Origin of the sequence: Janthinobacterium sp. CG3 (assembly GCF_000344615.1) — a bacterium.
Lineage (GTDB): Bacteria > Pseudomonadota > Gammaproteobacteria > Burkholderiales > Burkholderiaceae_D > Janthinobacterium.
Window position 1 is genome coordinate 4,621,818 of the sequence record NZ_KB467824.1, and the last position, 21,165, is coordinate 4,642,982.

General features: G+C 65.3%; 19 protein-coding genes. 10 read left to right on the top strand and 9 right to left on the bottom strand.

Features of this window, described 5'->3' with window-relative positions; translation table 11 throughout:
• The first annotated feature begins 9 nt into the window (after positions 1–9).
• The gene (locus JANGC3_RS0120585) at positions 10–906 is read left to right on the top strand and encodes a recombination-associated protein RdgC (RefSeq protein ID WP_017878382.1); all 897 of its coding nucleotides are present in this window, start codon (positions 10–12) and stop codon (positions 904–906) included.
• Positions 907–993: 87 nt separating this feature from the next.
• Here the strand turns inward: JANGC3_RS0120585 and JANGC3_RS0120590 are convergent, their stop codons facing one another.
• The gene (locus JANGC3_RS0120590; RefSeq protein WP_017878383.1) at positions 994–1,479 is read right to left on the bottom strand and encodes an asparaginase domain-containing protein; all 486 of its coding nucleotides are present in this window, start codon (positions 1,477–1,479) and stop codon (positions 994–996) included.
• Positions 1,480–1,630: 151 nt separating this feature from the next.
• Between JANGC3_RS0120590 and JANGC3_RS0120595 the strand changes: the two genes are divergently transcribed.
• Positions 1,631–2,386, top strand: a complete 756-nt coding sequence (locus JANGC3_RS0120595) for a hypothetical protein (protein WP_017878384.1) — start codon at positions 1,631–1,633, stop codon at positions 2,384–2,386.
• Between the two features lie 82 nt (positions 2,387–2,468).
• Here the strand turns inward: JANGC3_RS0120595 and JANGC3_RS0120600 are convergent, their stop codons facing one another.
• A complete protein-coding gene (locus JANGC3_RS0120600) occupies positions 2,469–3,467 on the bottom strand; it encodes a D-2-hydroxyacid dehydrogenase family protein (protein ID WP_017878385.1) in 999 nt (332 codons plus the stop codon).
• Positions 3,468–3,697: 230 nt separating this feature from the next.
• Here JANGC3_RS0120600 and JANGC3_RS34165 point away from each other — a divergent pair, with 230 nt between their 5' ends.
• Both JANGC3_RS34165 and JANGC3_RS0120610 read left to right on the top strand, forming a co-directional pair.
• Positions 3,698–3,820 carry a hypothetical protein gene (locus JANGC3_RS34165; protein WP_269746257.1) on the top strand — a complete coding sequence of 41 codons (123 nt, stop codon included), beginning with the start codon at positions 3,698–3,700 and terminating at the stop codon, positions 3,818–3,820.
• Positions 3,817–5,682 (top strand): phosphoenolpyruvate carboxykinase (GTP), encoded by a 1,866-nt coding sequence (locus JANGC3_RS0120610; protein WP_026133266.1) that lies wholly within the window; start codon positions 3,817–3,819, stop codon positions 5,680–5,682. Before JANGC3_RS34165 ends, JANGC3_RS0120610 begins: the two co-directional genes overlap by 4 nt.
• Before the next feature lie 59 nt (positions 5,683–5,741).
• On the opposite strand, the gene JANGC3_RS0120615 is transcribed toward JANGC3_RS0120610, so the two are convergent.
• The 4 genes from JANGC3_RS0120615 to uvrA all read right to left on the bottom strand — a co-directional run bounded on the left by JANGC3_RS0120615 (position 5,742) and on the right by uvrA (position 13,970).
• The gene (locus JANGC3_RS0120615; protein ID WP_026133267.1) at positions 5,742–9,005 is read right to left on the bottom strand and encodes a vWA domain-containing protein; all 3,264 of its coding nucleotides are present in this window, start codon (positions 9,003–9,005) and stop codon (positions 5,742–5,744) included.
• A 61-nt stretch (positions 9,006–9,066) separates the two neighbouring features.
• Positions 9,067–10,782, bottom strand: a complete 1,716-nt coding sequence (locus JANGC3_RS0120620; protein ID WP_017878388.1) for a hypothetical protein — start codon at positions 10,780–10,782, stop codon at positions 9,067–9,069.
• A gap of 168 nt (positions 10,783–10,950) precedes the next feature.
• On the bottom strand, positions 10,951–11,115 hold the full coding sequence (locus tag JANGC3_RS31820) for a hypothetical protein (RefSeq protein ID WP_198292047.1): 165 nt from the start codon (positions 11,113–11,115) through the stop codon (positions 10,951–10,953).
• Between the two features lie 2 nt (positions 11,116–11,117).
• Positions 11,118–13,970 (bottom strand): excinuclease ABC subunit UvrA, encoded by a 2,853-nt coding sequence (gene uvrA, locus JANGC3_RS0120630; RefSeq protein ID WP_017878390.1) that lies wholly within the window; start codon positions 13,968–13,970, stop codon positions 11,118–11,120.
• 380 nt (positions 13,971–14,350) lie between these two features.
• Here uvrA and ssb point away from each other — a divergent pair, with 380 nt between their 5' ends.
• The 4 genes from ssb (at position 14,351) to JANGC3_RS0120650 (ending at position 16,661) form a co-directional block, all read left to right on the top strand.
• On the top strand, positions 14,351–14,899 hold the full coding sequence (gene ssb, locus JANGC3_RS0120635) for a single-stranded DNA-binding protein (protein ID WP_017878391.1): 549 nt from the start codon (positions 14,351–14,353) through the stop codon (positions 14,897–14,899).
• Positions 14,900–15,135: 236 nt separating this feature from the next.
• Positions 15,136–15,684: a fasciclin domain-containing protein gene (locus tag JANGC3_RS0120640; RefSeq protein WP_026133268.1), complete on the top strand. Its 549-nt coding sequence runs from the start codon at positions 15,136–15,138 to the stop codon at positions 15,682–15,684.
• 140 nt (positions 15,685–15,824) lie between these two features.
• Complete coding sequence (locus JANGC3_RS0120645) at positions 15,825–16,019, top strand: DUF1289 domain-containing protein (RefSeq protein ID WP_017878393.1); 195 nt, start codon at positions 15,825–15,827, stop codon at positions 16,017–16,019.
• A 57-nt stretch (positions 16,020–16,076) separates the two neighbouring features.
• A complete protein-coding gene (locus JANGC3_RS0120650; protein WP_017878394.1) occupies positions 16,077–16,661 on the top strand; it encodes a hypothetical protein in 585 nt (194 codons plus the stop codon).
• A gap of 50 nt (positions 16,662–16,711) precedes the next feature.
• Here the strand turns inward: JANGC3_RS0120650 and JANGC3_RS0120655 are convergent, their stop codons facing one another.
• On the bottom strand, positions 16,712–17,575 hold the full coding sequence (locus JANGC3_RS0120655; RefSeq protein ID WP_026133270.1) for a LysR family transcriptional regulator: 864 nt from the start codon (positions 17,573–17,575) through the stop codon (positions 16,712–16,714).
• Between the two features lie 97 nt (positions 17,576–17,672).
• Here JANGC3_RS0120655 and JANGC3_RS0120660 point away from each other — a divergent pair, with 97 nt between their 5' ends.
• Entirely contained in the window at positions 17,673–18,548 is an 876-nt protein-coding gene (locus JANGC3_RS0120660; protein ID WP_051068335.1) for a DMT family transporter, read from the top strand.
• Positions 18,549–18,568: 20 nt separating this feature from the next.
• On the opposite strand, the gene JANGC3_RS0120665 is transcribed toward JANGC3_RS0120660, so the two are convergent.
• Positions 18,569–19,573: a zinc-dependent alcohol dehydrogenase family protein gene (locus JANGC3_RS0120665; protein WP_017878397.1), complete on the bottom strand. Its 1,005-nt coding sequence runs from the start codon at positions 19,571–19,573 to the stop codon at positions 18,569–18,571.
• Between the two features lie 98 nt (positions 19,574–19,671).
• Here JANGC3_RS0120665 and JANGC3_RS0120670 point away from each other — a divergent pair, with 98 nt between their 5' ends.
• Positions 19,672–20,550, top strand: a complete 879-nt coding sequence (locus JANGC3_RS0120670) for a LysR substrate-binding domain-containing protein (RefSeq protein WP_017878398.1) — start codon at positions 19,672–19,674, stop codon at positions 20,548–20,550.
• A gap of 78 nt (positions 20,551–20,628) precedes the next feature.
• Here JANGC3_RS0120670 and JANGC3_RS34355 read toward each other — a convergent pair whose 3' ends face one another.
• Entirely contained in the window at positions 20,629–21,099 is a 471-nt protein-coding gene (locus tag JANGC3_RS34355) for a glycine zipper 2TM domain-containing protein (protein WP_081611929.1), read from the bottom strand.
• Between the last annotated feature and the right edge of the window lie 66 nt (positions 21,100–21,165).

Genomic DNA, 21,165 nt, shown 5'->3' on the forward strand with positions numbered 1-21,165 from the left:
GACAAAACTATGTGGTTCAAGAATCTCCAAATTTACCGTCTGCCCGCTCCTTGGGCCTATACCCCGGAACAACTGGAAGCGGCGCTCGCGTCGAACACCTTTACGCCGGCCACCAGCATGGATCTGATGCGCCAGGGTTGGGATTCGCCGCGTAACAACGGCACCTTGGTTCACGTGGTCAACAAACAAATGTTAATCCTGCTCGGCACCGAAAAGAAACTGCTGCCGGCCACCGTGATCAACCAGGTTGCCAAGGCGCGCGCCGCCGAGATGGAAGAAGCCCAGGGCTTCGCGCCGGGCAAGAAGGCGATGAAGGAACTCAAAGAACGCGTCGCCGACGAGCTGCTGCCGCGTGCCTTCAGCATCCGCAGCAACGTCTGGACCTGGATCGACCCGGTCAACGGCTGGCTGGTGGTGGACGCCGCCAGCCCGGCGAAGGCCGACGAAGTGATCAAATTGCTGCTGAAAGCCGTCGATAAGCTGCCGTTGGAGAGCCTGCGCGTGCAGCGTTCGCCGGTTGCGGTGATGACCGAATGGCTGCAGGCCGACGACGCCCCGAGCGGCTTCACCGTCGACATGGATACCGAATTGCGCGCCACCGGCGAGAGCAAGGCGACCGTGCGCTACGTGCGCCACACGCTGGAGGCGGACGACGTGCGCCGCCACATCGCCGCCGGCAAGCAGTGCACCCGCCTGGCGATGACGTGGAACGACAAGATTTCCTTCGTGCTGACCGAGTCGCTGGCGATCAAGAGCATCAAGCCGCTCGACGTGATCAAGGAAACCGAGTCCAGCACCAAGAACGACGACGAGCGTTTCGACGGCGATGTGATGCTGATGACGGGGGAACTGAGCAAGTTGATGGCCGATGTCGTGGAAGCGCTGGGCGGCGAAGCGACCGCGTAAGCGCGCCGTTGCCGTCCCGCACATGAAAAAGCCCGCGCAAGCGGGCTTTTTTATGCCTCAGCGTCATACGGCGGGCTGTCGCGTCAATTACAAGGGCTGGAACACGCCGGCGGCGCGGTTCTTCTGCACGTTGTCCCAGGCGAAAATCTGGCCGTTCATCGCCACGTATACGCCGGCGGCCAGGATTTGCGCGGCGGCGCAGGCGAAGCCGAGGTTGAACAGCGCGTCCGAATTGTCTATTTCATACGGGATCATCGCGCCGGTCAGCACCACGGTGCGCTCCAGCTTGGCCGCGCCCAGCACCGCCGCCGTCAGCGGCATGGTGTCGGTGCCGTGGACGATGACGATGGCCTTTTCCGGCGCGGCGGCGCACGACGCCAGGATGCGCGCGCGGTCGGCGTCGACCATGTCGAGCGAGTCCAGCAGCGTCAATTGCTCCAGCTCCACGGGCACCGTGATGCGCGCGCGCGCGATCGCGGCCGGCAACTGGCTGTCACGGAAGCCGAGCACGCCGTTGAGTTCGTTGTAGTGCTTGTCGAAAGTGCCGCCGGTGGCGAGGATGCGCAGTGTCATGATGAGGTCACGATGTCAGTGGAGAATGAGGCGAATCATAACGTGAAGCGAGGCCGCCGTGTAGCCTGCGCGGCGTCATACGGTTCGCCGCGCCGGTCTGGAAAATTCGCCGAACTGTGCGTACACTAGCTTCTTTGCCCGGTTCATACGTATGAAAGCGCTCGCCGCAGGTACCGTCATTTTCCACCGCCATCGCGGCTACGGCGTCATCACGTCGGTCAACTTGTTGACCGGCTGGATCGCCGCCCGTTTCGGCAGCGAGGCGCGCACCCTCGACCTGAACCTGTCGACCGACGCGGTGCAGTTCGCCGACGGCGAGGCGATCCTGTTCCGCCGCGCGCCGCCCGACCGCATGCCGCACGCGCGCCTGATGGCGATGGTGCGCGAGCTGCACCGGGCCGGCTACCAGCGCCTGTATTTGTACTCGTGGCCGAAGCCGTCCGGGCTGCACTGGCGCTGGCACCTGTTCACCGGCACGCGCGACTGGATGCAGCGGCCCTGGCGCGAGGGCTGGTACGGCTCCGGCGCCGACTACAACGTCAACCCGGTGATGGGCTGGGGCGACACGCCGGGCGCCTCGACCGAGGAGCTGATCCACGCGCTGGCCAAGTTCGATCCGCAGGGCCTGGCGCGCGCGCTCGGGCGCGACGAAGACCACAGCGTCTGGTTCGGCGGCGTCTGCGACGCCCTGTTGCCGGGATATATGTACAGCCTCGACATGCAGCGCCCCGCCGGCGCGCCGTTGCAGCAGATGCCGCCGGTGCCGGTGATCGCGGTGCGCGCCAGCCTGCCGGTGTACGCCGGCCCGGCGCTGGCGTGGCCGCCCGGCTGGGCCGGCCTGTGGTCCGGCGTGCATGTGATGCCGGCGCCGGCGCTTAACCTGACTGGTGTGCCGGTGTTGCGCTAGGGGCAGCTTGTTGGCTTGCCCTTAAACCACAGGCCCCGACCCCGGCTCTGTGCCGTTGGTGTAAAACGAGGCCGGCGGCGCGTCAGCCGCGCCGGTTCGCCTGGTATCCGGGGTTGAGTACGCGGCTGCACGCGCCGTTGGCGAAATCGGCGACGTTTTGCAACGCGTATTGAAAATACAACTCGTAGCTGTCCTTCTCGACATAGCCCAGATGCGGCGTGGCCAGCACGTTGGGCATGCGCAGCAGCGGCGAGTCGGCCGCCAGCGGTTCGGTGTTGAACACGTCCAGCGCGGCGCCGCCCGGCTTGCCCAGGCGCAGCGCCGCCTCCAACGCGCCGTCCGCCACCAGTTCGGCGCGGCTGGTGTTGACGAACAGCGCGCCCGGCTTCATCCGCGCCAGGTCGTCGGCCGTCACCAGCGCCCGGGTGGCGTCGTTCAGGCGCAGGTGCAGGCTGAGCACGTCGGCTTGCTCGAAGAACGCCTCGCGCGACGCGGCCGCCCGGTCGCCGGCCGCCACCGCCGCGTCGCGGCTGGCCTGGCTGCCCCATACCAAGACCGGCATGCCGAAGGCGCGGCCGTAGCCGGCGATCAGCTGGCCGATCTTGCCGTAGCCCCAGATCGCCAGCGTGCGGCCCTTCAGCACCGTGCCCAGCGTGTTGGCCGGCTGGTGGGTCGAGACCATCTGCCACAAGCCGTCCTTCAAATTGCTGGCGTAGGGCACGATCTTGCGCTGCGCCGCCATGATCAGCGCCCAGGTCAGTTCGGCCGGCGCGGTGGGCGAGCCGACGCCCTCGGCGATGGCGATGCCCAGCTCGGTCGCGGCGGCCACGTCGATGTGGCCGGCCACCTTGCCGGTCTGCGAAACGAGCCGCAGATTCGGCAACTTCGCCAGCAACGCGCGGTTCAGGCTGGTGCGCTCGCGGATCAGCACCAGCGCGTCGTACGGCGCCAGCCGGATCGCCAGCTGGCCCATGCCGCGGATCGAATTGGTGAACACTTTAACGTCGTGCCCGTCCAACAATTTGAAGCTGTCGAGATCGCGGATGCAATCCTGGTAGTCATCGAGAATCGCGATTTTCATCGTAGTTGGCCGATCTTAAATAGAATTTGGTAGCGAAATAACGGTATTGGGAAATTTTTGAATAGCCTACTACATTAGTCAACCATTTCTACTACATTTTTGCTTAAAACGGGTATTGGCAGGTGTACAATCGCCGACAATTTTTAGAATTCGCAGTGTATGAGTTCACGCAATACGTTCCACCAGCCCGATCACATTATTGGGGTGTGCGTCCCGAGGACGCAATCGACATGACCGCCGTACCGCAACTCCCGTTCGATGTCGAACGGCCGCAGCGCAAGCCACAGGCTGACGACGATCCTGCCGTGCCGGAACACGACAAGTTTTCTTTATTGGCATTGGAGGTACTATGAATCAGCCCGTCATGGGTGGCGTTGCAGCACTCAACGTCCCAGCTTACATTAAACAACAACAACTGATCAATTGGGTTGCAGAAATTGCATCGCTGACCAAACCGGACCGTATCTACTGGTGCGATGGTTCGCAAGAGGAATACGACCGCCTGTGCGCCGAAATGGTTGCCAGCGGCACCATGACGCGGCTGAACGACGCGAAGCGTCCGAATTCCTACCTGGCCTGCTCCGACCCGAGCGACGTCGCCCGCGTCGAAGACCGCACCTACATCTGCTCGGCCACCAAGGAAGAGGCCGGCCCGACCAACAACTGGACCGAGCCGACCGAAATGCGCGGCACCCTCAACGACCTGTTCGACGCTTGCATGGTCGGCCGCACGATGTATGTGGTGCCGTTCTCGATGGGTCCGCTGGGCTCGCCGATCGCCCACATCGGCGTCGAACTGTCCGATTCGCCTTACGTCGCCGTCAACATGAAAATCATGACGCGCATGGGCCGCGCGGTCTACGACGTGCTGGGTACCGACGGCGCCTTCGTGCCGTGCGTGCACAGCGTCGGCGCGCCGCTGGCGGCCGGCCAGAAGGACGTCAAATGGCCGTGCAACGCCACCAAGTACATCGTGCATTTCCCGGAAACCCGCGAAATCTGGTCCTACGGCTCCGGCTACGGCGGCAACGCGCTGCTGGGCAAGAAATGCTTCGCGCTGCGCATCGCCTCGAACATGGGGCACCAGGAAGCCCAGGCCGGCGGCACCGGCTGGCTGGCCGAGCACATGCTGATCCTCGGCGTCGAATCGCCGGAAGGCAAGAAGCACTACGTCGCGGCGGCCTTCCCTTCGGCCTGCGGCAAGACCAACTTCGCCATGCTGATCCCGCCGGCCAGCTTCAACGGCTGGAAAGTGACGACCATCGGCGACGACATCGCCTGGATCAAGCCGGGCGCCGACGGCCGCCTGTACGCGATCAACCCGGAAGCGGGCTACTTCGGCGTGGCCCCGGGGACCAACACCAAGACCAATTCCAACTGCATGGCGTCGATGCATGAAAACACCATCTTCACCAACGTCGCGCTGACCGACGACGGCGACGTCTGGTGGGAAGGCCTGACCAAGGAAGCCCCGGCCCACCTGATCGACTGGCAGGGCAAGGACTGGACCCCGGCCGGCGGCACCAAGGCCTCGCATCCGAACGCCCGCTTCACCGTCGCCGCCACGCAAAACCCGGTGATCGACCCGGCCTGGGACGATCCGGCAGGCGTGCCGATCTCGGCCTTCATCTTCGGCGGCCGCCGTTCCACCACCGTGCCGCTGGTGACCGAGGCGCGCAACTGGGTCGAAGGCGTCTACATGGCCGCGACGATGGGTTCGGAAACCACCGCCGCCGCAGCCGGCCAGATGGGCGTCGTGCGCCGCGATCCGTTCGCCATGCTGCCGTTCATCGGCTACAACATGAGCGACTACTTCCAGCACTGGCTCAACATGGGCGAGAAGATCGGCGCGATCAACCCGGCCGCGCTGCCGAAGATTTACTGCGTCAACTGGTTCCGCACCGACGAAGCCGGCAAGTTCGTCTGGCCTGGTTTCGGCGACAACATGCGCGTGCTGAAGTGGATGCTGGAACGCATTGAAGGCAGCGCCGGCGGCGTCGAGAACGTCTTCGGCACCACGCCGCAGTTCGGCGACTTGAACTGGGACGGCCTGCCGTTCACGCAAGAGCAGTTCGACACCATCACCTCGATCGACAAGGCGGCGTGGCTGGACGAGCTGAAGTTGCACAGCGAATTGTTCGAGCGCCTGGAATACCACCTGCCGCAAGAGCTGGTGGCCACCAAGGCCGAACTGGAGAAACGCCTGGCTGAATAAGCCGGCTTGGAATAAAAAAACGGCGCGTTCGATACGCGCCGTTTTTTTTCGCCCGTCGCTTACGGCCCCGGGACTGTCAGCGTGAGCGGCCTGGGCGTAATCTGCTGCACGTCGATCGACGGCGCGTGGTGGCCGTCGCCGGCGGTGTAGACCGCCGTCACGCTCAGCTCCACGGTGCTGATAATTTCCAGTATCCCCACCGTCAGCGGCAGCGGGCCGGCCGGCGCCGCGCCCAGCAGCAGCGTGGCCAGGCGGCAGCAGTCGTCCATCGTCGCGTTGTGCGCCGGCAGCAGCAGCGCCTCCAGCGTAACGGGCGCCTGGAAGCGCGGCTCGCGCCCCAGCACCGCCCCGGCCAGCACCAGCGGAATGACGCGCTTGAGCAGCGGCGCCGGCTTGCCGTGCCAGTTGTGGATATTGATTTCGGTCGAGTAGCGCCCGGGCCGCACCGGCGCGCACTCGCAGCAGCTTTCCTGTTGCTCGCCGCACAGGAATTTCACGCTGTAGGCGTACAGCTTGAAGTTGAGCGGCGTGACCACGGCGGCCGGCCGGCCCGGCTGCGCCAGGCCGATCTGCGGCGCTTGCAGGGAACCCGGCTCGGTGCAGACGTCGACCTCGTAACTGCCGTCGCCGAGGTCGGCGACCGGCCCCGACGGCGTGCTGCCCGGCTGGCCCTGCACGGTGAAGCCGTCGGCGCGTCCCGGCCCCAGCAGGTTGCGGTATTTGTCGCGCGGCGTGAAGCGCATCCGGTAGCAGGCGCCGCCGTCCGGGCGCGGCGGCAGGTCGGTGACGCTGGCGTCGGTGGTGCCGCCGTCGATGCCGACGTCGACGTGCACCGACCAGGTCAACTCGCGCATGCCGCTGCAGTCGTCGCCGTAGGTGGCCCTGGCGTAGAAGGTGTAGTTGCCTTCGAGCGTAAGGAAGTCCGCCAGGCGCCGGCCGAAGGTGGCGGTTTCCTCGAAGGCGCCGTTGGTGTTGAGCGAGTCGGCGGCCAGCGTCAACTCGGTTTTGACGTAAGCCACCACCGGTTTGCCGGTGTTTTTTTCCAGCGCCTGCAGGGTCGCCTGGCGCGCCGGAACCAGGTCGCCGCCGGCGCCGCCGGGCGCGCCCAGCCCGGACTGGCTGAGCACGTTGCCGACGCCGGTGTCGGGGCGCGTGACGGTCATGCTGGCCTGCATATTCTCCGGCCAGCCGCCGTCGTCGTAGCGCACCAGCACGATGGGGTTGATGTCGTCGCCGGTGTAGCGCCGCGCCCGCTCGGGCATGCGGCTGATGCGCGGCCCGCCGCTGGGAATGACGTTGACGAAGTAGCGCAGCGCCGGCCCCGCCTCCGCCCGCGCCACGGGGATCGGAATGTCGCGCGGGCGCGCCACGTTGACGTGCCACAGCCCGTCGCGCTCGCCGCCGATCGGCAACGCGATGCGCAGGAAGGCCCAGGTGCGGCCGCTGTCGCCCTGCACGCCGGGCGTCGACAGCGTCAGCACCGCGCCGCCGGGCGTGGTCAGCTCCAGCAACAGCGTGGCGGCGTTGCTGTCCCAGCCGGCCACGGCGGTGATGGCGTCCTCGCCGCAGACGCGGAACGGTACCGGCGCGCCGGCGTCTTGCTCGGACGGCAGGTCGAATTCCGGGTCCATCAGGATGCCCGTTTCAAAAATGTTGCCGAAGGCGGCGGAGTAGAATTTTTCCAGCGCCAGGCCGCCGCCGGCCCGCGTGTACAGGCCGCCGTGCGCCCCGGCCAGTGCGCTGAGCAGGGCGCCGTCCAGGCTGGACTCGGCGCCGAAGCCGATCGCGTGCACGGTGATGCCGGCCAGACCGGCGTCGACGTCGGCGATCGACGGCGGCGTGTTTTGCAAGCCGTCCGTCATCAGCAGGATCGTCCGCGGATTGGCGCCGGGCGCGGCCGCCAGCTGCGCGCGCGCCGCCTCCAGGCCGGCGCCGATCGAGGTGTTGCCGCCCGGCGTCAGCGACGGCAGCTTGCCGCCGATGTAGGGCGGTGGCCCGACCAGCGCGTTCTTCACCGCGTCCGTCACCGCGCTCAGCGCCAGGTCGAGCGGGGCGCTGGCCGCGCTGCTGAACGAGACCAGGCCGAGGCGGTTGCCGGCGTCGCTCTTGATTAGTTGCACGAACAGCGACAGCGCGTCGCGCGCGGCCTCGATCTTGGCGCGCCCTTCGCCATCGTCGAGCGCCATGCTGCCCGAGCGGTCGAACACCAGCATGACGTCGCGCGTAACCGGCGGCGGCGCCGCCGGGGCGATCGCCTGCAGGATGGTGGCGGTGGGAAAATAGCTGAGGTGGCCGCCATGGCACGGGGCGCCGTTCGACAGCACCCCGGCGATGCGGCCGGCGAGGTCGAACAGGCCCGAGCCGGAACTGCCGCCGGAGACGTCAAAGCTGGTCGGCACCGTGATCGAGCCGGCCGCGCTGCCGAGCACGGTGGCAAAGCCCTGCGCGTGCGGCAGCGAGAGTTTCTTGACGGCGCCGTTGGGCTGGTGCACGCCGAACACCTGCTCGCCCGGCACCGGCAGGTCGTGGCGCATCTGCAGCGCCGGCACGCCCGGCGGCGCCTCGGCCAGTTGCAGCAGGCTGAAGTCGCCGACGCCGTCGTAGTGGTGCGCCAGCACCGCCTTGACCTTGTAGAAGAGCGGGTTGTAGCCGGCCGGGCGGCTGCCGTCGCATTCGCTGCGGTAGTCGAACGTCACCGAGCTGCTGAGCGCCTCGGCCGGCGTGTGGCAGTGGCCGGCGGTGATGATCTTGTCGGCGTCGACCAAGGTCACCGAGCAGGTCGACAGGTGCGCGCCGTGCACCGACAGGATCATGCCGGCGCTGCGGGCGACGCGCGCGCGCACGTCCGCCGCCGGGGTGGCGCAGGCGGCGTTTTCCCAGTTCGGCGGCTCGCTGCAATACCAGAACGGATCGTAGGTCGGCTCCTCGAACGCCGCTCCCTGGTAGAACGGGTCGGAATTGGAAAAGCTTGGATGGCCGGGCTCGCCGGCGTGGCGTTCGCCGCGGCCGTACTGGTCCAGCTGCACGCTGCCGGTCGGCGCCCCGGCCGGGATGTAGGTGATTTGCACCCCGGCCGGAAAGGCGTAGACGTTCACCGGCCGGGTCCAGAACGCGGGACCGTCGGCGGCCGTGAAGGTGTCGACGTCGTAGCCCAGATTGACCTGCAACTGGTCGCCCGCTTCGAAGTCGAGGTTTTGGAAATGCAGCAGCAGCAGCTTGGTGCCGCCGGGCGCCGGCGAGGCCGGCGGATTGAACACCGTCAGCCCCGGCCCGACCACGAGCGGGGCGCCCAGCACTTGAATGGTTCCGGTGATGTGCGACATGGCGCTTCCTCCTCGATGACTGCGTAACTGCTCACTGGTGGGCGGCGGCGGCGACGGCCGCCTAGCGCCGCGCCTCGATCTGCTCGACGTGAATCGACACCCCGGCGCCGGGGTGCGCGCCGCTGCTGGTGTAGACCGCCGTGATGGCGACCGGGGCGCTGGCGGTAATCTCCAGGAAACCGATGGTCAGCGGCGGGGCGGCCGACGGCGCCGCTCCCAGCAGCAGCTCCATGATGTGGCAGCAATCGTCCATCGTGGCGGCCTGGGCCGGCAGCCGCATGCGTTCCTCGGCGCGCGGCGCTGCCACGCGCGGCTCGCGCCCGGCGGCCGCGCCGGCCAGCACCAGCGGCACTAAGCGCTTGAGCAACTCCACCGGCTTGAGCGAATAGTTGTGGATGTTGATTTCGGTGGCGTACACGCCCGGCTGCACCGGCGCGCAGTCGCAGCCGCACTGCGCTTGCACGCCGCAGATGAACTTGACCGAATAGACGATGGCGCAGGCCGGCACGGTGATCTGCACCGTCTTGCTGGCGATTACCTTGGTGTCGGCCACCACGTCGAGGCTACCGTTGACCAGCTGTTCCTCGGCGCCGCAGGCGATGCCGGTGAAGCGCACGCGGAAGGTCAGCACGTGCTCCCCGTCGCCGGTCAGCGGACCGTAGCCGCCGGCCGGTGTGATCGAGGTGACGAACGGCGCCACGCCCGCCGACGGCACCAGGTTGACGTTCTGGATCGTGCCGACCGCCGCCGTGACCAGCTTGATGATGGTGTTGACGATGCTGCCGGCGTTGATGCCGACGGCCAGCGCGCCGCCGGTGGCGTTGGTGATGCGGGTGGCTTGGCCGGGGGTGCCGGCGGGCGGGCCGCACTGCGCCACGTAGTCGGTGGCGCCGGCGGCGGGGTCGCCGTCCAGGCCCGGGTTGGCGGTGGAAATGGCCAGCACGGCGATGCCCTCGGCCACCAGCTTGGCGGTGGCGCTGGCCTCGGTGACGGTCGCCGCGCCGGAAACCCCGCTGCAAATCGGGTCGTGGCTGGGCACGTCGCCGAACCAGACGACGATGCGCTTGCTACCGGCGCGCCAGCCGATGCCGCCGCCCGGCGCCTCGGCCAGGCTGTCGAGCGCGAACAGCGCGCACTCGGGGCCGTCGCCGCCGCCGCTGGCCGACCAGGCGTTGATCGCCGCCGTCACCGGCGCCGCGGCGTTGGTCGGGGCGAGCTGGTGCTGGAAGCCGTACGGGTCGCCGGAGGCGAAATCCTTGTAGTTGCCGACGCCATACACCAGATCCAGGCCGAGCCCGTTGAGGGCGGCCAGCACGTTGGCGCTGCCGGCCTGGACGGCGGCCAAAATCCCGCCCATCGACGCCGTGGTATCGGCCAGGAAATACACGTCGGCCTTGACCGCGCCGCCGCTTTTCGGGATGGTGACGGTGATGGTTTCATCGACGACCTGGCCGGGATTGAGCGTCAGCACATTGCTGGACGGCTGGATCACGACCGGCGCCAGCGCGACGGCTTCGCCCGTGTGCAACACGGCGCGGGCGCGCTCGAACAGGCGCCGCAGCTGCGGCGTGGGTTCCAGCACCTCGCCGCGCTGGTCGAGCATGACGGTGTAGGCCCTGCCGTTCGCGTCCGGCGCGTCGACCACCGTGAAGCGGTATACCGGCGCGCCCGAGGCCGGCTCCGGCAATGCCAGGCTGTCGACCGTCATCGGCGCCTTGAGGCAATACAGTTGCGCGGCGATCGCCGCGGCCTTGTCGGCGTAAGACTGTGCGTCCATGATTTCTCCCCGGTTCGAAGCAGCCTCTTAAGCTTAGAACTCGTCGTGGAGGGGGGATTTGTCGCCGGTCAATCTCCTGCTGGAAACACGGCGCGAAAAAAAGCCAGCCTCTGGTAGCCGGCTGGCTGGTGCTGTAGTGCGATGCCGAGGTTTGCCCCCAGGGCTGCGCTATTGGTTTAACACCTCGCGCGCGACATCGCCGGCGGCGCGCGCCACGGCCGGCTGCCACACGATGGTGTCGAGGTCCAGATGCGCCAGGGCGTGGCTGGCCGCCAGCGCGCGCGCAAAATGCGATTTTCCCGAGCCGGAATTGCCGAGCACTAAAACGCGCACGCTCAGGCCTGGTTCAGCAGCGGTCCGAGGTAGCGTCCGGTCACGCTGGCCGGATTCAACGCCACATCCTCCGGCGTGCCGCTGGCGATGATCTGGCCGCCGCCGGCACCGCCCTCGGGACCCAGGTCGACCAGCCAGTCGGCCGTCTTGATGACGTCCAGGTTGTGCTCGATGATAACCAGCGTGTTGCCCTGGTCGCGCAGGCGGTGGATCACCTTCAGCAGCAAGTCGATGTCGTGGAAATGCAGGCCGGTGGTCGGCTCGTCGAGGATATACAGCGTGCGGCCGGTGTCGCGCTTGGACAGCTCCAGCGACAGCTTGACGCGCTGCGCCTCGCCGCCCGACAAGGTGGTCGCGCTCTGGCCCAGGCGGATATAGCCGAGGCCGACGTCGAGCAGCGTGTGCAGCTTGCGCGCGATCAACGGCACCGGCTTGAAGAAGACATGGGCTTCCTCCACCGTCATCGCCAAGACCTCGGTGATGTTCTTGCCCTTGTACTGCACCTCCAGCGTCTCGCGGTTGTAGCGCTTGCCGTGGCAGACGTCGCACGGCACGTAGACGTCCGGCAAGAAGTGCATCTCGACCTTGATCACGCCGTCGCCCTGGCAAGCCTCGCAGCGGCCACCCTTGACGTTGAACGAGAAGCGGCCGGCGCTGTAGCCGCGCTCCTTGGCCGTCGGCACCGTCGCGAACAGGTCGCGGATCGGCGTGAACAGGCCGGTGTAGGTGGCCGGGTTGGAGCGCGGCGTACGCCCGATCGGCGCCTGGTCGACGGCGATGACCTTGTCGAAATGTTCCAGGCCGCTGATCGAATCGTGCGGCGCCGGTTCCGTCTGCGAACCGTACAGGTGGCGCGACAGCGCCGGATACAGCGTGTCGTTGACCAGCGAGGACTTGCCCGAGCCGGACACGCCCGTCACGCAGGTCAACAGGCCGACCGGCAGGCTCAGCGAGACGTTCTTCAGGTTGTTGCCGGTGGCGCCGGTGATCGTCAGCTGCTTGTCCGGGTTCGACGGCTGCCGCTTGGCCGGCACGGCGATCTTCAAGGTGCCGTTCAGATACTTGGCCGTCAGCGAATGCTCGTTCTTGAGGATATCCTCCAGCGTGCCCTCGGCGATGATCTCGCCGCCGTGCACGCCGGCGCCCAGGCCCATGTCGACGACATAGTCGGCGGTGCGGATGGCGTCCTCGTCGTGCTCGACCACCAGCACGCTGTTGCCGATGTCGCGCAAATGCTTGAGCGTCTCGATCAGGCGGTCGTTGTCGCGCTGGTGCAGGCCGATCGACGGCTCGTCGAGCACGTACATGACGCCGGTCAAGCCGGAGCCGATTTGCGACGCCAGGCGGATGCGCTGCGCCTCGCCGCCGGAGAGCGTGTCGGCGCTGCGGTCGAGCGACAGGTAGTCGAGGCCGACGTTGTTCAAGAACTTCAGGCGCGAAATGATTTCCTTGACGACGCGGTCGGCGATTTCCTTCTTGGAGCCGGTCAACACCAGTTCCTCGAAAAATTTCAGGGTCTGGCGCAGCGGCTTGGCGGCCACCTCGTAAATCGCGCGCTCCTGGGCGCCGTTGCCGACCTTGACGAAGCGCGCCTCGACGCGCAGGCGCGCGCCCTGGCAGGACGGACACTGCTTCTCGTTGATGAACTTGGCCAACTCCTCCTTGACCGCCATCGAATCGGTTTCGCGGTAGCGCCGCGACAGATTGTTGACCACGCCCTCGAAGGTGTGTTCCTTGATGACGGTACGGCCGCGCTCGTTCACATAGGCAAACGGAATCGACTGCTTGGCGGAACCGTACAGCACCACTTGCTGCGCCGACAGCGCCAGCTGCTCGAACGGCATGTCCAGTTCGAACTCGTAAAACGCCGCCAGGTTCGACAGCATCTGGAAATAAAACTGGTTGCGCCGGTCCCAGCCCTTGACGGCGCCGGACGCCAGCGACAGGTTGGGGAAGGCGACGATGCGTTTCGGATCGAAGAATTCAATATGGCCCAGGCCGTCGCATTCCGGGCAGGCGCCCATCGGGTTGTTGAACGAGAACAGGCGCGGTTCCAGCTCTTGCAAGGAATAGCCGCAGGCGTTGCAGGCGAACTTGTTCGAGAACACGGTTTCCTTGGCGCTGTCCATTTCGTAGGCCACGGCGCGGCCGTCGGCCAGGCGCAGCGCGGTTTCGAAACTTTCGGCCAGGCGCTGCTTGATCTCGGGATTCACCTTGACCCGGTCGATGACGACGTCGATCGTGTGCTTTTCGGTCTTCTTGAGCTTTGGCAAGTCGTCGATTTCGTAGATCTTGGCGGCGTGGGTGCCGCTCTGAACGCGGAAACGCACGAAGCCGTGCGCCTGCATCTGCTCGAACAAATCGACGTGCTCGCCCTTGCGGTTGGCGACGACCGGCGCCAGTATCATCAGCTTGGTGTCTTGCGGCATCGCCAGCACGGCGTCGACCATTTGCGACACCGACTGGGCCGCCAACGCGTTTTCCGGATGGTCCGGGCAATACGGCGTGCCGACGCGGGCGTACAGCAGGCGCAGGTAATCGTGGATCTCGGTGACGGTGCCGACGGTAGAACGCGGATTGTGCGACGTGGCTTTTTGCTCGATCGAAATGGCCGGCGACAGGCCCTCGATCAGATCGACATCCGGCTTTTCCATCAATTGCAGGAATTGGCGCGCGTAGGCAGACAAAGACTCAACATAGCGACGCTGGCCCTCGGCGTACAGCGTGTCGAACGCCAGCGAGGACTTGCCGGAACCGGACAGGCCGGTGATCACGATCAGCTTGTTGCGTGGCAGGTCGAGGTTGATGTTCTTGAGATTGTGCGTGCGAGCGCCGCGGATGCGGATCTGTTCCATTATTGTGTGCCTTGCTTTCATGAGGTATGGCGAGCCGGCGTGGGCCGAAACCAGCGATAACGGGGCCAAAACGGGTCAACCTAATACTATAGCCGGGTTTTGCGCGGCACGCCTTGCCGCGACGCGACGGGGGCCGGAGGCGCGCTCCGGCAAAGCTTGATGCAGATGCCAGACGGGCGCTAAATACTGTATATAATACCAGTATTCATCGTTGCTGTTTCCGACGCGACAGAAAAACTTTTGGCGTCCGCAGCGGCCCGCCATAGGGCGCCGGTGCGTGGCAAAAGTGTCGCCTTGGACGGGTGAGTGGCTTATAATCGTCGTCTAGTAAAAAATCTAACGCGCGGTACTCTCCCGCTGCAGTTCAACAGGAGTTATTCATGGCATCAGTCAACAAAGTCATCATCGTCGGCAATTTGGGCCGCGATCCGGAAATCCGCTACATGCCAAGCGGTGACGCCATCGCCAACATTGCCGTTGCGACATCGTACAAGTCAAAAGACCGCAACACCGGCGAGCAAAAAGAAACCACCGAGTGGCACCGCATCTCCTTCTTCGGCCGCCTGGCTGAAATCGCCGGCCAGTACCTGAAAAAAGGTTCGTCGGTCTACGTCGAAGGCCGCCTGCAAACGCGCAAATACACCGACAAGGACGGCGTCGAGAAGTACGCAACCGACATCGTCGCCGAACAGATGCAAATGCTGGGCGGACGCTCGGGCATGGGCGGCGGCGATTCGATGGACGACGGCGGCGGTTCCTACGACAACAGCCAGAACAGCCGTCCGCAATCCGGTGGCGGCGGCGGTTCCTACGAGAACAGCCGTCCGGCGCCGGCGCCGCGCCAGCAGCAGGCTCCAGCGCAGGCACCGCGCCCGGCGGCGAAGCCAACGCCGAACTTCTCGGACATGGACGACGACATTCCGTTCTGAGACCCGGTACACTAAATTTTGTAAAAAATGCCCTATAAGTCACTGACTTCTAGGGCTTTTTCTTGACACGGCGCCGCCGGCGGTCCCGACATGCCTAGCCTCGTCGCCACTGTCGAAATGCGTAGCGCGTATGAATACGCATAATCTTCATACGGTCTGCAAATGATCTGAATCCGATGTGCGAGTGACTGCGTATAAAGCTTGGTAAGTCACCCACACACAACGAGAGGAATATCATGAAATTACTTAAAACTACCCTGTTGCTGAGCGCTGTGCTTCTGACGTCGAACGCGGCATTTGCCGACGTAATGGTCGGTGGCCAGAAGATGATGGCCAGTAAGGATATCATCGACAACGCCATCAATTCGCCCGACCACACCACGCTGGTTGCTGCGGTTAAGGCAGCGGACCTGGTAGAGACACTGAAAGGTAAAGGACCATTCACCGTATTCGCGCCAACCAATGCGGCATTTGCCAAGCTGCCGGCAGGGACAGTTGATACGCTGGTCAAGCCTGAAAGCAAAGCAACGCTGACCAAGATTCTGACCTATCACGTTGTGCCGGGTAAATATGACTTCATGGCCTTGAGCGCAGCCATTAAAAAGCAGTCCGGCGGCGCGCAATTGGCCACCGTCAGCGGCGGCAAGCTTACCTTCAAAATGAACGGTATGCACAACATCACTGTGATGGATGAAGCGGGCAATACCGCCAACATCAGCACCTACGATGTATATCAGTCGAATGGTGTGATCAACGTGATCGACAACGTGCTGATGCCGAAGTAATCCGCCAGAATGCGGTATCTGCCGGTGGTGGATACTGCACGACTGACGCTGTCCGGGATCGATCTTTCGTGCGCATAACCGTTCCAAGCCGGCTGTAGTATCAAGTGTATTATTGTGATTTTATGGAATAAGGGCGGACGATGGCACTGAAATCACCGTGTATCGAGCTATGCGCCTTCGACGGCCCCACCGGTTTTTGCCTCGGCTGCACGCGCACGCTTGAGGAAGCCCGGGCGTGGAAGAAAATGACCGACTTCAAGCGGCATCAGATCATCAACGACAGCGCCCGGCGCAAGAAAAAAATCGAGCGCGCCTTGCCGGCGGCGGCATCGTGATGCGCGAGCGGATACACCGCGCACCGAGCCCATGCTCATTTCCTTTAAAATTGCCACATGAGTGAAACCTTAGAATATTTAATTCAAAGCAATGTCAACGTGGCCGATCCATTTTTCGCGCAATTTCGCGATGCCAAGCTCAAGCGCTGGCAGGGCCTGATCCCGGTCAAGCTGAACGGCGACCCAATGGTGGAACAAGCGCTGAACGAGATCAACCGGCGGCTGGGCCGCACGATGTTCGACCGGGTTTCCATCCAGGCGAGGGATGACGCGGCTATCGTTAGCGGCCTTATCTTCAGCGAAGGCACGGCGTTTCAGCCCGCCGGCAAGACCCTCGCGGATAACAAGGGCAATGTTTCCGACAATAAGATCGGCATGCTTGACGGGCATGGCGGCTGGCCGCGCGCTTGCCTGAGCAATTCCGTGATTTCCGCGCGCTTCTATGTGAACTATGGCAGCGCCACCGCCGCGGCCACGACCAATATCGTGATTCATGAAATTGGCCATGCAATGGGCTTGCTGGCGCATTTTCCCGGCTTTGGTGAAGGGGCCGACATCGGCAAAGAGTTCTGGCCGGTGTTGCGCTTGCTTTATAATTCGGCGATCGGCACCTCTTTGAAACAGCTTGTACGGCAGGGATAGGCGCACACTCTTTTTCATCCGCATTCGCCCGCCCCCTGACGATCTGCTGATTACATTGTGACCGGGCTCAACGAGGCCATGATTTCGCCGGCCAGGCACTCCACCGCCGGCGAACTGTTGGTGCGTCCCTTGACCAGCACGATATCCAGCGGTTCGACCGGCAACAGCCCTTCCGCCCGGCCAAGCCGCGCAAGATGCGCGGGAACGCTGCATTCGGCCAGCGCCGCAACCGCCAGCCCCGCCTCGACCATCGCCAGGATGCCCAGCAGGCTGGGGCTGCTATAGGTCGCGCAATACGGCTTGCCACTTTGCTCCAGCGCCGTCAGCGTGTGCGCCCGCGCCACGCAGCCCTTCTCGAACAGCGCAACCGGCAGCGGCGACTTGTTCCATATCGCCTGTCGCGGCGAGCCCACCCACACCATGTTTTCGCGTCGGATGAAGGCTCCGTCCAGGTCGTCGTCGCGGGTGACGAACGCCAGGTCGATCTGTCCTTTTTGCAGCATGGGTTTCAAGAGCAGGCTTTGCAGGCAGACCAGTTCGATCTCGACATTGGCGAACAGCTTGGCGAAGCGCTCCAGCACCGGCGGCAGCAACGATGACAGGTAGTCGTCCGGCGCGCCCAGCACCACCCGGCCGACCACCTCCTGGGTGCGCAGCGCCGCCATCGCTTGCGCTTCCATATACAGCATCTGGCGCGCGTACGGCAGCAGGCGCTCGCCGGCAACCGTCAGTTCGATGCGCCGCGTGTGCCGCGAAAAGAGCGCCTGGCCGACGGCGCCTTCGAGCTTCATGATCTGCATGCTCACCGCCGCCTGGGAGCGGTGCACCGCCTCCGCCGCGGCAATAAAACTCATGTGTTCAGCGGCGGCAACAAAGGTACGTAGTTGGCTTAGGTTCAGCTCGGGACGGTTCATGGTTTCGAATATCGAATGAATTGCATGAGATAAATCATCTTGTCTGATGCGTGGGCGTCCCCGATGATAGCGCGAAACACTTCACCGGAGTAGCGCCATGTCCCATCCTTCCATACCCTTCACCGCGGCCATGCTGATGCTCGCCACGCTGGGCGTCTTCATCCACGAGGCGGGACTCGACCCGGTGACGACCGTGTTCTTCCGCTGCGCCTTCGGGGCGGCGATCCTGTTGTTGTTCTGCGCGTACAAAGGCATGCTCACGAGGAGGAACGTGTCAGCGAAGAACCTGGGATTGGCGCTGTTTAGCGGCGTCCTGATGTGCGTGAACTGGGTGACGTTCTTCGAGGCGATTCACCGCGTCGGCATTTCCGCGGCAACCATCGTGTTCCACGTGCAGCCTTTTCTTGTGCTGATTCTTGGCTCGCTGCTGTTGAAGGAACGCGTCAGCGCGGACAACTACGGCTGGGTTGGCGTCGGTTTCGCCGGCCTGGTGTTGGCCTGCGGACTCGGCCCGGACACCTCGCTGAGTACCGGCTATCTGATCGGCATCGCTTTCACGCTCACCGGCGCCGTCGCTTACGCCGGCGTGACGCTGACGACGCGTTCCATCCGCGGCATGCCGCCCACGCTGACGGCATTGACGCACTGCGTCACCGCGGCCGTGCTGACGGCCGGCTTCGTGACCATTCCCGCCGGTGGGATAGCCGCCGGGCAGTGGGCCTGGTTGGCTGGATTGGGGTTGATCCCCACGGCGCTCGCCTACGTCCTGATCTACGGCGCGACGCCGCGCATGGAAACGGCGGCGATCGCGGTGCTGACCTTCGTTTATCCGGCCAGCGCCGTCGTGTTGGACGTCCTCGTCTACGACCATATTGTCGGCGCGACGCAGGTCGCCGGGTTTGCGCTGATCGTCGCCGCCAGCCTCGGGGTCAACCTTCGCTGGCGCTTTTTCCCGTCACTGAAACGCGCCTGAACGAGGCCGTTCAGCCTGCCTCAATGCGCGATGGCGAGCTTGCCGAAGTGGCGTCCGCCGGCACTCAATTCGGCATACGCGGCGGCGGCGTCGTCGATGTCGAAAATCCGGTCGATGACCGGCACGATGCGGTGGGCGGCAATGGCGCGGGCCGCCTCCGCCAAATCCGCCACGGAGCCGGTGTTGTTGCCGACGATGCGCAGGGCTTTGACGATCACCGGCAGCAGGTCGATCGGAGCCGCCGTGCCGGTGACAAAGCCGACCGTGAACACGGTGCCGCCCACCGCCGCCGCGTTGAGCGAGCGCGCGATGCTGGCCGCGCCCACCGTCTCCACCACCAGGTCGGCGCCGCGGCCGTCGGTCAGCTTCAGCACTTCCTCGTCCCAGGCGGGCGTGGCGCGGTAGTTGATCAGGTGGTCGGCGCCGAGCTGGCGCGCGCGTTCCAGCTTGTCGTCGGACGACGACGCCAGGATCACCGTCGCGCCATGCGCCTTGGCGAACTGCAAGGCGAAGATGCTGACGCCGCCCGTCCCCAGTAGCAGCACCACCGCGCCGGGGCGCAGTGGCGCCGAGCGCACGGCGTTCCAGGCGGTCGTGGCGGCGATGGGCAGCGCCGCGCCTTGGACGAAGTCCAGGTGGGCCGGCAGGGCGACCAGGCTGGTGGCGGGGACGGCCGCGTATTCGGCCAGCGAGCCCGGCAGGTTGACGCCGCGCAGCGCGGCCACGTTGCGCGGCGTGATGGCGCCGCCCTGCCAGTTCGGCATGAAGTGCGGGACCACCCGGTCGCCTATGGCCCAGCCGCTGACGCCTTCGCCCAGCGCGGCGATTTCGCCGGCGCCGTCGGCCACCGGCACCATCGGAAAGCCGGCGGCGGGGAAGTGGCCGGTGGCGATGGCCACGTCGAGGAAGTTCAGCGTGGCGGCGCGCAGGCGCACCAGCACTTCGCCGCGGGCGGCCTTCGGCTCGGGCAGTTCGGTGCGGCGAAACGCGCTCAGGGAGGCGGCGGTGAGTTCGATGGCTTTCATGGTCTTCTCTGTGGGGTGGTGGAAGACATCAGTTTCATTTAAAATAATAAGGAGATAAACGGCGTTTTGTTTGATCTATTTGAAATCGGGAGTGTTGAATGGATTTGCTCGACAGCATGAAGGTCTACGTGTCGGCGGTTGAAAAGGGCAGCCTCAGCGCCGCCGCCGCCGCTTGCGCGATCTCGGCGACGATGGCGGGCAACCACCTGCGCACGCTGGAGAAGCGCCTGGGCATGCGCCTGCTCAACCGGACCACCCGGCGCCAGCACCTGACGGCCTTCGGCGAGGACTATTACACGCGCTGCAAGGAAATCCTCAGGCTGGTGGCGGAAACCGACGCCCAGGCGCACACCTTGCAATTGGCGCCCGCCGGCAAGCTGCGCATCACCGCGCCCGTCACCTTCGGCACCGAAGCGCTGATGCCGGTGTTGTCGGATTACCTCGACCGCTATCCCCAGGTCAACGTCGAGGTCGCCTTGTGCGACCGCGTGGTGGATATCGTGGAGGAGGGCTTCGAGGCGGCCATTCGCATCGGCCGGTTGCCGGATTCGGCGCTGATCGCCAGGTCGTTGGCGCCTTACCGGCTGATGATCTGCGCCTCGCCAGCGTACCTGGCGCGCAGGGGCGCGCCGGCCAAGCCGGAGGACCTCAGCGAGCACGAGTGCCTGTCGTTCTCGCCGGCCGCCGTCGCGCATTGGCGCCTGGAGGACCAGGACGGCGCCTGCCGCGTCCCGGTCTCGGGGCGCTTGCAGGTGAACCATGGGCAGGCGCTGCGCGTGGCGGCATTGCACGGCATGGGGATCGTGCTGCAACCGGCGATTTTGCTGGAGGCCGATGTCCGGGCGGGGCGCCTGGTGCAACTGTTTCCGACGCATCAACTCGCCAGCCGGCCGATGAGCGTGGTTTACCTGCCGGACCGGTATCGCTCGCCCAAGCTGCGCAGCTTTGTGGATTTTCTGGTGGAACGCTTCAATTAAAGTAGGAACTCATCAAACGAAGCAGCTCAGGGACGGTTGCCAGAGCGGGTGGATAGCCCGGCAATATCCGCCCGGCGCTTAGCCGCGTGCCGTCAGGCCGCCGTTGACCACCTTGACGTGCTGGCCGTTATGGCGGCGGCTGGCGCCGGCCTCGGTGAAGCTGCGCACCGAACCGTTGCTCATCCGCACCCGAACCTGGGTCATCGTGCTGGCGCGCGCGCGTTTTTCGATGGCGTTGCCGGCATAGCCGCCGCCGACCGCGCCGGCCACCGTCGCCAGGGTGCGGCCGTTGCCGCCGCCGACCTGGTTGCCCAGCAAGCCGCCGACGACGGCGCCGGTGGCCACGCCCAGGCCGCTGCCGTTCCCGGCTTGTTGGTAGGTGCGCGTCGAGATCACCGTGCCGCAGCTTTGGCACGCCTGGGCGCGCTCGCCGTGGTGGCGCGGGTTGGCCTGGGCGGCAAACGGCGCGGCGGCCAGCAGCGTGGCCAACGCGGCGCACAGCGCGCCGCGGGCCAGCCATGGGGAACGGGTAGGGAATGCTGGAGTCATATCTGTCCTTTACTTTGCAAAGTAGCCACACGGGCGAAAGCAACAGCATACTAGCTGGCTACGGCC